General features: G+C 70.6%; 14 protein-coding genes. 4 read left to right on the top strand and 10 right to left on the bottom strand.

Translation table 11 applies throughout. The features are described from left to right. Positions 1 to 25: 25 nt before the first annotated feature. Positions 26 to 1,657 (top strand): L-lactate permease, encoded by a 1,632-nt coding sequence (locus FG385_RS13960; protein ID WP_139097133.1) that lies wholly within the window; start codon positions 26 to 28, stop codon positions 1,655 to 1,657. Here the strand turns inward: FG385_RS13960 and FG385_RS13955 are convergent. From FG385_RS13955 to FG385_RS13940, 4 genes are all read right to left on the bottom strand, one after another. Beyond that, positions 1,654 to 3,297, bottom strand: a complete 1,644-nt coding sequence (locus FG385_RS13955; RefSeq protein WP_139097132.1) for an AMP-binding protein — start codon at positions 3,295 to 3,297, stop codon at positions 1,654 to 1,656. The genes FG385_RS13960 and FG385_RS13955 overlap by 4 nt on opposite strands. Before the next feature lie 6 nt (positions 3,298 to 3,303). Beyond that, positions 3,304 to 4,170, bottom strand: coding sequence for a crotonase/enoyl-CoA hydratase family protein (locus FG385_RS13950; RefSeq protein WP_139097131.1), 867 nt, complete (start codon positions 4,168 to 4,170; stop codon positions 3,304 to 3,306). 253 nt (positions 4,171 to 4,423) lie between these two features. Beyond that, positions 4,424 to 4,894, bottom strand: a complete 471-nt coding sequence (locus tag FG385_RS13945; RefSeq protein WP_139097130.1) for a DIP1984 family protein — start codon at positions 4,892 to 4,894, stop codon at positions 4,424 to 4,426. A 71-nt stretch (positions 4,895 to 4,965) separates the two neighbouring features. Continuing rightward, a complete protein-coding gene (locus FG385_RS13940; protein WP_139097129.1) occupies positions 4,966 to 5,706 on the bottom strand; it encodes a CPBP family intramembrane glutamic endopeptidase in 741 nt (246 codons plus the stop codon). A 36-nt stretch (positions 5,707 to 5,742) separates the two neighbouring features. Between FG385_RS13940 and FG385_RS13935 the strand changes: the two genes are divergently transcribed. Both FG385_RS13935 and FG385_RS13930 read left to right on the top strand, forming a co-directional pair. Next, complete coding sequence (locus FG385_RS13935) at positions 5,743 to 6,846, top strand: acyltransferase family protein (RefSeq protein WP_139097128.1); 1,104 nt, start codon at positions 5,743 to 5,745, stop codon at positions 6,844 to 6,846. Positions 6,847 to 6,916: 70 nt separating this feature from the next. Beyond that, positions 6,917 to 8,410, top strand: a complete 1,494-nt coding sequence (locus FG385_RS13930; RefSeq protein WP_200834447.1) for an FAD-dependent oxidoreductase — start codon at positions 6,917 to 6,919, stop codon at positions 8,408 to 8,410. On the opposite strand, the gene FG385_RS13925 is transcribed toward FG385_RS13930, so the two are convergent. The 5 genes from FG385_RS13925 to FG385_RS13905 are packed head-to-tail and all read right to left on the bottom strand — an operon-like array spanning position 8,382 to position 12,110. Beyond that, complete coding sequence (locus FG385_RS13925) at positions 8,382 to 8,648, bottom strand: hypothetical protein (protein WP_139097127.1); 267 nt, start codon at positions 8,646 to 8,648, stop codon at positions 8,382 to 8,384. The two genes, FG385_RS13930 and FG385_RS13925, sit on opposite strands and share 29 nt — an antisense overlap. 43 nt (positions 8,649 to 8,691) lie before the next feature. Further along, on the bottom strand, positions 8,692 to 9,690 hold the full coding sequence (locus FG385_RS13920; RefSeq protein WP_139097126.1) for an Ldh family oxidoreductase: 999 nt from the start codon (positions 9,688 to 9,690) through the stop codon (positions 8,692 to 8,694). Then, positions 9,687 to 10,637: a hydroxyacid dehydrogenase gene (locus tag FG385_RS13915; protein ID WP_235022559.1), complete on the bottom strand. Its 951-nt coding sequence runs from the start codon at positions 10,635 to 10,637 to the stop codon at positions 9,687 to 9,689. Before FG385_RS13915 ends, FG385_RS13920 begins: the two co-directional genes overlap by 4 nt. A gap of 25 nt (positions 10,638 to 10,662) precedes the next feature. Continuing rightward, positions 10,663 to 11,826: a UxaA family hydrolase gene (locus FG385_RS13910; protein WP_139097124.1), complete on the bottom strand. Its 1,164-nt coding sequence runs from the start codon at positions 11,824 to 11,826 to the stop codon at positions 10,663 to 10,665. After that, complete coding sequence (locus FG385_RS13905) at positions 11,805 to 12,110, bottom strand: UxaA family hydrolase (protein ID WP_139097123.1); 306 nt, start codon at positions 12,108 to 12,110, stop codon at positions 11,805 to 11,807. The genes FG385_RS13910 and FG385_RS13905 overlap by 22 nt, the downstream gene beginning before the upstream one ends. A gap of 221 nt (positions 12,111 to 12,331) precedes the next feature. On the opposite strand from FG385_RS13905, the gene FG385_RS13900 reads away from it, so the two are divergent. Then, positions 12,332 to 13,063, top strand: a complete 732-nt coding sequence (locus FG385_RS13900; RefSeq protein WP_235022558.1) for a FadR/GntR family transcriptional regulator — start codon at positions 12,332 to 12,334, stop codon at positions 13,061 to 13,063. Here the strand turns inward: FG385_RS13900 and FG385_RS13895 are convergent. Then, a complete protein-coding gene (locus FG385_RS13895) occupies positions 13,060 to 13,785 on the bottom strand; it encodes a sulfite exporter TauE/SafE family protein (protein WP_139097122.1) in 726 nt (241 codons plus the stop codon). The two genes, FG385_RS13900 and FG385_RS13895, sit on opposite strands and share 4 nt — an antisense overlap. Positions 13,786 to 13,872: the final 87 nt, after the last annotated feature.

Here is a 13,872-nt window from a genome sequence, read left to right as displayed (position 1 = left end):
TTTTCCGGTGGCGAGGTGACGCGAGATGTTCGGCCAGCTTCTCGATCCTGTGCACAGCGTGGTGGGCAGTACCCTGCTGGCGCTGCTGCCGGTCGCGGTGCTGCTGGTGGCGCTCGCGGTGTTGCGGCTGTCGGCGTGGCAGGCGGTGATCATCGGCACCGTCGTGACCCTGCTGGAGTCCATCTTCATCTGGCGGGCACCGGCCGGGGACTCGTTCGTCGCCTACGGGCTGGGCGCCGCGACCGGGTTCTGGTCGATCGACTGGATCGTGTTCTGGGGCGTGATCATCTACCACACCCTGGTCGCGACCGGCGCGTTCGACGGGTTCAAGCGCTGGCTGGTCAGGCAGGCGACCGCGGACATCCGCGTGCAGACGATCCTCATCGCGTGGGCGTTCGGCGCGCTGATGGAGGGCCTCGTCGGGTTCGGCTACCCGTGGGCGGTGGTGGCGCCGCTGCTGATCGGGTTCGGGATCGCGGACATCGCCGCGGTGCGGGTGGCCGCGCTGGCCAACAACGCCCCGGTGTCCTACGGCGCGCTCGGCGCGCCGGTCATCGGGCTGGCCGCGGTCACCGGTCTGCCGCTGCTCGCGCTGTCCGCCGCGATCGGCAAGATCGTCGCGGTGCTCGCGCTGGCTCCGCCGTGGCTGCTGATCTACCTGGTCAGCGGCCGGCGAGGCTTCCGCACCGGCTGGCCGCTGGCGCTGGTGGGGTCGCTGGCCTACATCGCCGGCCAGTACCCGACGTCGCAGTGGCTCGGCCCGTACCTGCCCGACATCATCGGCTCGCTGGTGTGCTTCGGCGCGTTGCTGGTGCTGCTGCGGTTCTGGCGGCCGGCCGAGCAGTTGGGGTTCGGCGGCCGGACGCTCACCGCGGCCGAAGTCGAGGAACCGCGGAGCGCACCCGGCGCGGCGACGTCGACCTCGACCTCGGCGTGGGCGGGCGCCGGGCGCGGGCTGCTGCCGTTCGGGATCCTGGTGGGGGTCGTGGTCGCCTGGACCGGCCCGTGGTCACCGCTGCCGGGCTACCAGCCGTTCGTACCGAAGATCTCCGCGCTGTCGTCGCTGACCGGCAAGGCGGTGAGCGTCTCGTGGTCCTTCGCGCCGGCGGTCGCCGGGACCGCGATTCTGGTGAGCTGGCTGCTGATCTGCCTTTACCTGCGGCCCACCCGCGTGCAGTTGCGTGAGGTCTTCGGCCGCACCTTCCAGCAGATGTGGGGAGCCCTGCTGGTCGGTCCGCTGATCTTCGGGCTCGCGCAGGCGTTCAACTACTCCGGCATGGCCAACTCGATGGCGAACGGCTTCGCCAAGGTCGGTACCGCGTTCGTGGTGCTCGCGCCGGTCCTTGGCTGGATCGCGGTCGCGCTGTCCGGCAGCAACACCTCGGCCAACGCGGTGTTCGGCCAGTTCCAGGTCGCGGTCGGCCGCCTGCTCGGCGTGCCCGTGCTGCTGTTCCCGGCGCTGAACTCGGTGGGCTCCGAGGTCGGCAAGCCGGTCGCGCCCCAAACGGCCAGCGTCGGCGTGGCCACGACCGGCCTGGTGCGCCAGGAAGGCACGGTCATCCGCTACAACATGGGCTGGACGCTGGTAATCCTGGCGTACCTGATCGGGATCGGGGCGCTGTTCTACTTCCTGCTCCCCGGCGCCATGCGCCTCTAGCCGGCAGGCAACTCCCGCAGCCGGGCGTGGTCGATCTCCTCGCGGAGGCGGAACTTCTGGATCTTGCCGGAGCCGGTGAGCGGTAGCTCGCCGGCCTGGAACCAGCGGGACGGTGTCTTGTGGGGCGCCAGGTGCGCGCGGCACAGCTCGCGGAGTTCCTCGATCGCGGGAAGCGAGGCGGGCTCGGCGGGCACGAGCACCACCGCGACGATCTCGCCCCAGGCCGGGTCGGGCACGCCGAGCACGGCAACGTCCCGGACGGCCGGATGCGTGAACAGCACCTGCTCGATCTCGGTGGCGTAGATGTTCTCCCCGCCGCGGATGATCATGTCCTTGAGCCGTCCGGTGACCTGGAGATAGCCGCGGTCGTCGAAGACGCCGAGGTCTCCGGTGTGCACCCAGCCCTCGGTGTCGATCGTCTCCGCGGTGCGCTCGGGCATCTCGAAGTAGCCGAGCATGGCCTGGTAGCCGCGGGCGCAGATCTCACCCGGCCGGCCGATGGGCGCGGGCTCGCCGGTGAGCGGGTCGCGGACGGAGACCTCGACCTGAGGGAGCGGGCGGCCGGCGGTACCGGCCTTGTCCTCGGGTGAATCGTCGGGGCTGGTCTGCGTCACGACGGGGGACAGTTCGGTCTGGCCGTAGACGGCGGTGAAGCGGACGCCGAAGCGGTCTTCGACGCGGCGGACGAGTTCGGGCGGGACGGGACTGCCGCCGGACAGCACGATGGACAGGCGAGACAGGTCGGTCTGCCCGAAAGCGGGGTGGCTCAGCATCGCGATGAGCATCGTGGGCACCCCGGCCAGCATGTCCGCACGATGCTCCGCGGTCGCGGCCAGCACGAGCGCCGGGTCGAACAGCTGGCACAGCACGTAGGTGGCCCGCTGATGCGCGCAGCCGAGCACACCCATCGCGCAGCCCGCGGTGTGGAACATCGGCATCGGCGACACCATGGTGCCCCGCGCGGGCAGCTGAGTCCGGTCGATCATGAACCTCGCGTTGGCCACCAGCCCGCGGTGGTGCAGCAGCGCGCCTTTCGGGAAGCCGGTGGTGCCGGAGGTGTACTGGATCTGGGCCGCGTCACCGGGCCGCACCCGCGGCAGCGGACCCGGCTCCTGATGGGCGCGCACGGTCGTCTGCCAGTCCCCGAAACTGAACGTCTCGCGCAACTCGGGGAGCTCAGGCGTGGCTTCCCGCGCGATCGCGGTCATGTCGCTGCCGCGGAACGCGTCGACATGGAAGAGCCCGGCGGACCGGGATTGTTCGAGCACGTAACGCAGTTCCGGCGCGCGCAACGCCGGATTGGCGGTCACCACGACCATTCCGGCCAGGGCGGCGCCGTACTGGAGGATCACCCATTCCGGGACGTTGGGCGCCCAGACGGTGATCCGCTCACCCGGCTCGAAGCGGGTCAGCAGCCAGTGCGCGCACTGCTCGGCCTCGGCCAGCAACTGCCGGTACGTCCAGGCGCGGCCGGTGCGGTCGGCGCCCGTGAGTGACGGCGTGCCCGGCGGGGCGACCTCGATCAGTGCGGTCTGGTCCGGGGCGTCGCGCGCGGCCTCGCGCAGGAGGTCGCCGGTGGTCAGTTCCAGCACCGGCTCGCTGGTGTCGGCCGGCCAGTACGACTCGGTGAGTACGCCCATCCTCGTTCACTCCTCGTCGAGGTCCGCTACGGTCGGTATTTCTCCGCCCCCGTCCGGGATCGGGCGCCCGGAGTCGCGCCACCGCACCGCGGCCGGGAACCCGTGCCGGGCGGCGAACTCCTGGAACCAGCGCCCCTCGGGGGAATGCCGGGTGATCCCGTCGAACAGGGTGGCCAGCAGCTGCGTGCCCTGCAGGCCCATGTTGTCGTACGCCTGGTTGATCATCAGTTTCTGCATGGCGAGCTGGTTGACCGGCACCCCCGCGATGCGGTCGGCCAGCGCCTCCACCGCGCCGTCCAGTTCGCCGGCCGGGACAGCCTGCACCACCAGGCCCCATTCGGCGGCGGTGCGCCCGTCGATCGTGTCGCCGGTCAGCAGCATCCGCTTCGCCCGTTCGGCGCCGAGCCGGTACACCCACATCGCGGTGGTCGGGCAGCCCCACACACGGGCGGGCATGTAGCCGATCCGCGCGTCCTCGGCCATCACCACCAGATCGCACGACAGCGCGACGTCACTGCCTCCGGCCACCGCGTAGCCGTGCACCTTCGCGATGGTCGGCTTCAGCGAGCGCCACAGGGTGAAGAAGTCGTCGGTGTTGCGCTTCATCTGCTGGTAGTCCTGGATCGGATCCCAGACCGGCGGCTGCGTCAGGTCCCCTTCCTCAGCGTACTGCTTGAGGTCGTAGCCCGCGCTGAACGCGCGCCCGGCACCGGCCAGCACGATCACGTGCACGGCCGGATCCTCGTTGGCGCGCTCGACCAGCTCCCGCAGCAGGCGCGCGACCTCGGTGGTGATCGCGTTCAACCGGTCGGGCCGGTTCAACGTCAGATACGCCTTGCGGTCGCGTACCTCGTAGCCGATGACCTCGGTCACTGGTGGCTCACCTCCACGGTCGAACTTAGCCAATCGTGGCCGGTGGAGGACCCCGATCCCGCCCTCGTCGTCGCGGATCCGCACGTGGTGGTGTGCTGTTCACCGTTCCCTGTCACCTGTGCGCCGTGCTGGGCTGCATTGTGCGAAAAGGGAGTCGAACCCACTACGCTGCCCACCGCGTGTGCCAGGAGGACCGATTTGCCCGCCGGCCCGCGGGTTGTGCGCGCCTCCGTGACGACTACCTGCTCCACCGTCAGTCCAGGAGGTCGACCTCCCAGTTCGCGCGCTGGATGCGCACGTCGAGTTCCCGGATCTCGCGGGCGAGCGCGTCCGCCCGCACCCGCAGTTCGGCGACGGGCAGGGCCGCGATCATCTTCAGCTCGGACCGCAGTTGGCGGACCATACCGGGCTGGTTGCGGCCCGCCGCCGCGTCGGCCGCCGCGGTGACGGCGGCGTGGCGCAGCCGCAGTACGTCCCGGCGAGCCAGTGCGTCCGTGATCGTGCCGTCGGCGCCGATGCCGGTGGCGGCGTTGGTGCGGTTGATCCGCCGGATCAGTACCTGGAGCTCGTCGAGCGTGGCGTCTGCTTCGGCGAGCAGCGCCGCCGCGTCCTCGGTGGGCTCTTCGCCCTCCTGGAAGCGGGCGTTGCCGACGATCCGCGCCCGCAATTGCTCGACGCGCCGCGCGGCGTCGGCGCGCAGGGCCAGCGCCTCCGCGAGCCTCATCGAATCTGCCACCATGACGATCAACTATGCCCGTGAACGCGCCGGCAGCGCCATCCGGTTTCCGGGCCGGGTCAGTGCGCCAGGAGCAGCCAGGCGAACACCAGGCCGCCCGAGTTGGTCGCCAGGTGCACCATCATCGGCGCGAGCAGGCCGCGGCCGGAATGCCGCCACCAGTAGAGGAACACCCCGGCACCGGTCGCGGCGAGCATCGCGAGCAGTGACACGACGGCCAGCGGGAGCCCGCCGAAGGTCGCGTGCACGGCCGCGTTCTGCTCCAGGGCCAGTGACGGCAGCAGATGCCAGAGCCCGAACAGACCGGCGGCGCCGAGCACGGGCCCCCACCGCCAGCGCTCACCGGCGCCCAGCAGCGCCGGCAGGACACCGCGGAAGGCGACTTCTTCCAGCAGGACGGTGCCCAGCGGGATGCGGAGCAGCGCGAGCCACATGAGCTGGCCGAAGCCCGGGGAGCCGACGCGGCCGTCCTGGAACAGGATGCGCAGCGAAGGCACCGCCATCGCGACGCCGAACCCGGTCAGCACCAGCGCGAGACCGATCAGGCCGACCACGGCGGAGCGGCGGAAGTGCCGACGGCCGAGGCCGATCGCGGAGAGACGAAGCCCGGACAGGCGGGCGAGCAGGATCAGCGCCGTGGCGGTGACGGCACCGCACAGCGGGTAGGCCCAGCCGGGCAGCACCCGGTTGGCCAGCACGGTCGCCGCGGCGAGGAGCAGCACGGCGACGAGCACAGCGGGGACGCGACGGCGGACAGTGGTGACTTCCGACCATGGCGCTGGAGCAGTTGTGACAGTCATCTTGTCCCCATTGTGCGCCTGGAGAGGACTACGACGATGAGCACGACAGAACCGGCCGCGCGGGAGCCCTACGTGGACTTCCTCCGCGCGGTCAGCCTGCTCGTCGTCGTGCTGTGGCACTGGGCCTTCACGATCCTGCGCTGGGCACCGACCGGGCCGCAGCCGACCAGCCCGCTGGGCTTCTTCAGCGGGTTGTGGATCTTCACGTGGCTGCTGCAGGTGCTGCCGGTGTTCTTCTTCGTCGGCGGTCACGTGCACCTGGTTTCCTGGGAGCACGCGCAGGCCCGCGGCGAGCATGTCGTGCCCTACCTCTGGCGGCACGTGAAGCAACTGCTGGTGCCGGCGGCCGCGCTGATCCTCACCTGGGCGGTGCTGGGGTTCGTGCTGGGCTTGGTGTTCGACCTGCAGTGGATCCGCGGCGCGGTGATCCTGATCATCAGCCCGCTGTGGTTCCTCGGCGTGTACGTGGCGCTCCTCCTGCTGTTGCCGGTGAGCGCGTGGCTGCATCGCCGGTTCGACGTGCTGGTACTGGTCTGGCTCGGCGGGATCGCCATGCTCGTGGACGTGCTGCGGCTGCGCTACGGCTACGAATGGGCGGGCTGGGTCAACATGGCCGCGGTGTGGGGGCTGGCGTACCAGGCGGGGTTCTTCTACCGGCGGATCGTCGACGCCCCGCGCCGCTGGGATCTCGCGCTGGTGTGGGGCGGGTTGTTCGCGTTGATGGGCCTGGTCTTTTCGGGCCTGTACCCGGGATCGATGGTCGGCGTGCCCGGTGAGCGGTTGTCGAACATGGCTCCGCCGACGTTCGTCATCGTCGCGCTGCTCACCTTCCAGATCGGGTTCGCCGAGGTACTGCGCCCCGCGGTCGAACGCAGGCTGGCGAGGCCGCGCTGGCAGCGCGCGAGCGCGCTGATGAACCGGTTCGCGCTCCCGCTGTTCCTGTTCCACACCACCGGAATGGCGATGGCCCGTGCCGTCGTCTACTTCGTGTTCGAACGGCAGATCTCCGACGACCGGCCGCCGGACCTCATCTGGTGGGCCGAACGACCGCTCGCGGTACTCGGACCGCTGCTGTTCACCATCCCGGTGATCGCGATCTTCGGCCGCCACCGGAACCGCCGGCGCGTGACGCCGAAGTGATCCGCGTCCACGCTTCCGCCGGGCAAACAGTCGATTGACGGCGATCACCGCCGCTGGCTACCAAGGGTGCATGGACGAGCCGCAGCGCGACCCCGAGAGCTACTTCGCCACCGCGACCGGACTGTTCACCGATGGCGGCATGCCGGACCGGCCGCGTTCCCCGGCACCAGCCAGGCCCCCCGCCGCCACGATCGCCGAGCCCGCCCGTGAGATTCCGGTCCACGAGGAGACCGACGTCCTCGTCGTCGGCGGTGGCCCGGCGGGTACGGCGGCCGCGGTCGCGGCAGCGCGCCTCGGTCAGCGGGTGACGCTCGTGGAGCGGTACGGGGATCTCGGTGGCCTCTCGGCAGGCGGACTGGTGATCTGGATCGACCGGATGACCGACTGGGCGGGTACACCGGTCATCGCCGGCATCGGTGCCGAGCTGCTCGACAGGCTGCCAGCGGGAGCGCTTGCCGGGCCCGGCCCCGAGCTGTGGGGTTCGACCGATCCCGCGCAGGTGGCCTACTGGCGCGAGCGGCTGTCCGCGTTCCGCGAGACCGTCTGCCGATCGCCGATGATCGATCCGGAGTGGCTCAAGATCGTGTCGCACGAACTCCTCGTCGGTGAAAGGGTGCGGGTGCTGCTGCACTCTTGGGTCGTGGCGGCGATCACCGAGGAGGACACCGTCCGGGGCGTGATCTTCGAGAGCAAGCAGGGGCGCCGGGCGATCCTCGCCAAGGTCGTCGTGGACACCACGGGAGATCTCGATGTCATCGCGCAGGCCGGTGGCGCGTTCGTCACCGACTCCCTGAAAGACGGTACGGGCGGCAATGTGCAGCACTGCGTCAATACCGCCTTCACCTGGACCGGCGTCGATATGAAGAAGTGGCTGGCGTTCAAGCGGGACGACCCGGCGGCCCACCGCGACCTGATGGCCCGGGGGCGCGAGCTCCTCGGCTATCTCGACACACCGCACGCCGGCTGGCGTGACGACGTCGTCGTGTTCATGGGCCCTCGGATGTCCGGCTACAGCGGGATCGACGTCGAGGACCTCAGTACCGTCGAGCTCGAGTCCCGCAGGCGGATGGTGGCCCATCTGGATTTCTTCCGACGTGAGGCGCCCGGTTTCGAAGGCGCGTGGATCATGCTCGCGGCGCCGCAGATCGGCGTGCGGATGACACGCCGCCTGGCCGGACTGCATCCGATGACGGCCGAGGAATGGCGGGCGGGGGTGCCTCGCCCGGACGAGATCGGTGTGTCACCGTCGCCGTCCCAGAAGTTCCCGACGATCTCGGTGCCGTACCGGGCCCTGGTGCCCGAACGCCTGGACGGCGTGGTCGTCGGGGGCCGGCACGTGGCGAGCGACGCGACAACCCAGGCGTTCATGCGAGAGATCCCGCAGTGCTGGATGACCGGGCACGCGGCGGGAATCGCGGCCGGGCTCGCCTCGCGCACCGGCCTCGCGCCCCGGGCCCTCGATGCCGGCGAGATCCGCCAGGAGCTCCGGGAGCAGGGTGCGTTCCTGCACGAGCGGGAACCCGCGCTGCTCCCGGTCAGTCCCGAGAGCCGCGCCGGTCGCTGAGGGTCTCGCCGGCCCGGACGAGACGCTCGCTGAGCTCGCCGGCCCAGCGGCTGGCTGCGGCGGCCGCCCCGTCAAGGCTGTCGGCCACCGTCGCCCCCGCCTGGTCGGCCCAGTTCGCGGCCTTGCCGGACAGCTGGGCGACCTGGTCATCGGCCTGTTCCCGCGCCAGCCCCAGCAGGGTGGTGGTCTGCGTGCGAACCGCGCGCAGCAGTCCGGTGAACGGTGCGGAGTCCGGCATGGTGAAGCCCCCTGTCGGCGTACCTGTTACTTCCGGTAACAGGTTATGGTCGCCGAGGAGGCTTGGCAAGTTCGTCCAGAACGTGGCCGGCCACGGTGAGGAGGTGGCCGGGCGGCGTCTCCTCGGGGAGCATGCGGTTCCCGCCCGGAACGCGGCCGCCGCCGTCGTGCACGGTGGTGGCGAGCGTGGTCAGGCGCTCGTAGGCGGCTTCGCCGCCGAAACGCGCCGGGTCCAGGCAGATCAGGAGATGACCGATCCGCTGAGGCCGGCCGGCCTGGTCCGGGGCGAACATGTCCGGCACCACCGATGACAGGTTCGGGCCGACGACGGCACCGGCGAGGGCTTCGACCAGGAACGCCAGCGCGAAGCCTTTCGCCCCGCCGAGCGGGGAGAGCATGCCGTGCAGGGCCGCCGCCGGGTCGGTGGTCGGCCGCCCGGCCGAGTCGAGTGCCCAGCCCTCCGGTACGGGCGTGCCGGACTTGGCGAGCGCGGCGATCTTCCCGCGGGCGACCGCACTGGTGGCGAGGTCCACGATGGACGATCTCGGTTTCGTGGGCAGGCCGGCGGCGATGGGTGACGTCGACAGTACGGGCACGCTGCCGCCCCAGGGCGGCATGACCGCGGGGCCGTTGGAGAAGGCCAGCGTGACGAAACCGGACCGCAGCCCGGGCACGGTGTACAACCCGAGCGCACCGCAATGCCCGGAGTCGGCGACGCTGACTGCGGCGATTCCGTAGCGTTGGCAGCGTTTCACGGCTTCCTCCGCGGCCTCCCACAACTGCCAGTGCCCGAGCCCGCCACCCCCCTCGAGCGCGAGCAGCGGGCCCGAGTCGGTGACCGTCCGCAGCTCGGCCGACGCCGGGTAACCGCCGGCCCGGATGCGTTCCAGGTAGAACGGCAGGCGCATCAGGCCGTGTGAACCGATTCCCCACACGTCGGCCTGCACGATGCAGCGTGCGGAGACTTCGGCGCGGGCTTCCGGCAGCCCGGCGGCGACGAGCAGCCGGGCAGCAAGTGCGGTCGCTTCGGCAACGGTGATCATGCGGCACGTGCCTTCCTGACGGTGCCGACCATCGCCCGCGCTTCGGCGCCGCTCAGCACCGCGTCGATGTCGGTGGCCAGCACCCGCAGGATCCGGTCCTGGCTCTGGCGGGTGATACCGGCGATGTGCGGGGTGAGGACGGTGTTCGGCAGCTTTTCGAGCCTGCCCGGCACCGGTGGCTCCTGCGTGCGGACATCCAGTGCCGCGCCCGCCACCCGGCCGCCGTCTAGTGCGTCGGCGAGCGCATCCTCGTCCACCGCCTCACCCCGGCCGACATTGACGAACAACACGTGCGGGCGGACCCGGGCGAGGAACTCCCGTCCCACCAGCCCGGCTGTTTCCGGCGTGGCGGGCAGGTGACAGGAGATCACGTCCGAGGCCCGGGCCAGCTCGTCGAGGGAGACGAGCCGGATCCCGGACTCGGCGATCCCGGCCGCCTGCGGATCGACATACGGGTCGTAGGCGAGCACCTTCATCCCGATGGCCGTCGCGAGCCGCGCGCACGCCCGGGCGGTCGCTCCCGCGCCGAGCAGTCCCCACGTCCCGCCGTGCAGTTCCGTTCCGGCGGACCGGTTCCAGCCACCCGCACGAGCGTCGCGATCCCGGTCCACGGTCTGCCGGGCGAGTGCGAGGGCCGTGCCCAGCGCGTGTTCGGCGACGCTGCGCGCGTTCGCGCCGAGCGGGGCCGCCACGACCACCCCGGCCTCGTTCGCCGCGCCGAGATCGATGTTGTCCAGCCCCACCCCGGCGCGGGCCACGATCTTCAGCCGCGGGCACGCGCGCAGCAGCTTCGCCGTCACCGGCGTCCGGTTGCGCACCACCAGCGCGCACACCTCACGTGCCGCGGCCTCTAACGCCGCGAGATCGGACCAGAGCCCCGGCTCGCGCCGGATCTTCCATCGCCCGGTCAGTTCCCGCAGCGGTTCGCCCCACACGTCTTCGGTCACCAAGACATCCACGACGTCACTCCGGTCACGCGCTTTCGTAGAGGCGGGTGAACACGAACTCCCGGTGGCCCATCACCTCGGCGCAGGTGAGGCGGCCGTTGACCGAGCGGTCGATGACGTCCATGAGCTGGTCGCCGGCGGAGGTCAGGCTGTACTCGCGACGCAGCAGGCCCGAGCAGTCCAGGTCGATGTGCTCGGGCATGGTCTCGGCGGTGACGGGGTTGGCCGTCAGCTTGATCACCGGTTCGATGGGGTTGCCGATCACGTTGCCTTGCCCGGTCGGGAACAGGTGGATCGCGGCGCCCGCCGCGGCCATCAACGTGATGCACTCCGCGGCGGCCGAGGAGGTGTCCATGAAGTACAGGCCGGCACCGGCGCCGGGGGCTTCGGCCTTGTCCAGTGCTCCGATGACCGGTTTCGTGCCGGTCTTGACGATGTTGCCCATCGCCTTCTCCTCGATGGTCGACAGGCCGCCCCGGATGTTGCCCTGGGTCGGTTGCGAACCGAGCAGGTTGGCCCCGGTCTTCTCGATCATCGCGAGGTACTCGTCGTAGATCCCTTGGAACCGGGCGCGTACCTCGTCGTTGACGCACCGCTGCGCGATGAGGTGCTCGCCGCCGGTCAGCTCGCTCGTCTCTCCGAAAAGGACGGTGCCGCCGGCCTCGACCCACCGGTCGACGGCTTCGGCCGTGGTCGGGCAGGAGCCCAGCCCGCTGGTGGTGTCCGACTCGCCGCATTTGATCGACAGCATGATCTCGCCGCGCTCGACCGGTTCGCGCCGTTTTTCGGAGTCCTCCTGCAGGAATTTCGCCGCGACCCGGGCCGCGGCCGCCACCGTGCGCAGGTCCCCGTGCCGCTCGATGGAGAAGCCCTGCACCTTCTTGCCGGTCTTGGCGATGCCTTCGACGACGCGGTCGGTCCAGGCGGGCTCGATGCCGATCACGATGACCGAGGCGACGTTGGGGTTGGCGCCGGTGCCGATCAGGGTCCGGAACGTCAGGTCGAGGTCGGGTCCGAACTGGAGCCTGCCGTAGGCGTGCGGCAGGGCGAGCGTGCCCGGCACAACCCTGGCCACGGCTTCCGCGGCGGCGTTCGACAGGTCGTCGACGGGCAGGATCACCGTGTGGTTGCGGATCCCGACCGCTCCGTTGTCCCGGCGGTAACCGGTCAGGCCACGCTGTTGTGCCACCGTGCGCTCCTCACGTTGTGAACGTGGACGTAGTCGCCCTTGCGGATGTCCGTGGTCGCCGTGGCGACCCGCTGGCCGTACTCGATGACGTCGCTTCCTTCGGCGATGTCGGCCAGCGCCAGCTTGTGCCCGAGCGGGACCGGGTGGCCCAGCTCGATCGTGACCGAGTCCGGCTTGCGCAGGTAACCGCCCTCGACGGTGCCCGGCTCGAGATCGCGGACCGCGACGCCCACCAGATCGGCGTCGTCGTGAATGAGGTAGCCCGGAGGCCCGGCGTCGACCATCTCTACTCCTTTGGTTAGAGGTCTGACCAATTGCGAGGGTAGCTCATCCGGACGGTGGCAGGCAAGACCCCGAACCGGAAGGGGACCGCGCCGACGGTTGTCCATCCGGCCGGCGGTCGCGGCCTGCCGCCGGCAGCGGGGTCCACCCGTCCGGGTTGGCCTCCTTTCAGTCTGATTGGTAAAGTGGTCTGGCCTCTTGAGACCCGAGGAGCGGAGCCGCCGTGACCACCGACAGCAGCATGTGGACGCCCCTGCAGCAGGGCAGGGTGCCGGACCTGATCGCCGATCGCATCCTCGCGCTGATCTCGTCCGAGAAGCTGCATCCGGGTTCGAAACTGCCGCCGGAACGGGAGCTGGCCACCCTGCTGGGCACGAGCCGCCCGTCCCTGCGGGAGGCGCTGCGTGCCTTGCAGGTCAAGGGGCATGTGGAGATCCGGCACGGTGCCGGGGTGTTCGTCGCCGACCCGGCCACCACCCGTAGCCTGCGGGAGGCCGTCTTCGCCGAGGAGATGAGCCTGGCCGAACTGTTCGACATGCGCGAGGTGCTGGAGCTGCCCGCGGTGAGCTGGGCCGCGGCCAACCAGGACCGGGAAAAGCTCGCCGCGGTGCGCAAAGCCTTCGAAGCGCTCGACGAGGCTTCGGCCCGGGACAAGATGGACTGGGCGCGCCTGCAACAGCTCGACGCCGCATTCCACCTCAGCATCGTGCGCGCGGCCGGCAACCGTTTCCTCAGCCAGACGCTCACGGTCCTGCAGGACATCCTCGCCCGTGGGATGGAGACCACGTTGCGGGTGCCGGGCAGGCTGGAACGGTCCAGAGTGGACCACCGGAAGATCCTGGAAGCCGTGCTGGACGGCCAGCCCTCGATCGCCCGCCGCGCCGCGGCGGTGCACATCCGCGGCGCCCGCAAAGCGGCGTTCGCGCGGCTGCACGACGAGAACGCGTCCGTTTAGGACACCGCGGTCGCCACTCCCGAGGCGATGACCAGGCATTTCACGACCACCTGGAAGGCGTGACGGGGGATCACGGTGGTAAGGCGAGCGCCGATCTGGTTGCCCGCGATCGCCGCCGCGGCCAGCAACGGCAACGCCGGCCACAGCAGTGAGCCCGGGATCTGACCGTGCAACCCCAGCACCGCGAGGGAAATCGCGTTCGTGCCGACGAAGTAGCCGGCGAAGTCGGCGACGAAGCGGGAAGGCGGCAACCGGGCCCGGTCCAGCAGCATCGCCACCGGCGGCCCGTTCAGCGAGATCGACGTCGACAGGTATCCGCCGACCGCTCCGACGCACGCATAGAGCCCACATCCTGGCGGTGGCGCGGAGCGGGGACGGTGCAGCAGCAGGAAAAGCCCGAGCGCGCAGATCACCACCCCGGTGACCGTCTTGAGCACCTGCTGGTTCAGGTACGGGACGGTGAACGCGCCCGCCACGGCGCCGGGCGCGCTGCCGGCGACGAGGGCGGCCACACCCCGCCAGTCGACGAGCCGCCGGTACAGCACCAGCGCCAGCGCGCGGGTCACCAGCGTGGCCGTCAGGTTCACCACGACCACCTCTCGCACCCCGAAACCGAGCAGCAGCAACAGGGGAGCTGCCAGCAGTGAGGTGGCGAAGCCGGCCGCCCCGCCGACCACGGAGGCCAGCAGGACGCCCGACATCGCGAACAGGATCGTCGTCATATCGCGGTATCGGGCACCATGGTCTCGCCTTTCCTCGTCGTACCGTGCCGCTCGTCACTGATCCGATCACAGCCACGGTTGCCCGGC

The sequence above is a fragment of the Amycolatopsis alkalitolerans genome, from assembly GCF_006152065.1.
GTDB lineage: Bacteria > Actinomycetota > Actinomycetes > Mycobacteriales > Pseudonocardiaceae > Amycolatopsis_E > Amycolatopsis_E alkalitolerans.
Note: the sequence above shows the minus strand (reverse complement) of the source record. Positions and strands in the feature narration are given on the sequence as shown.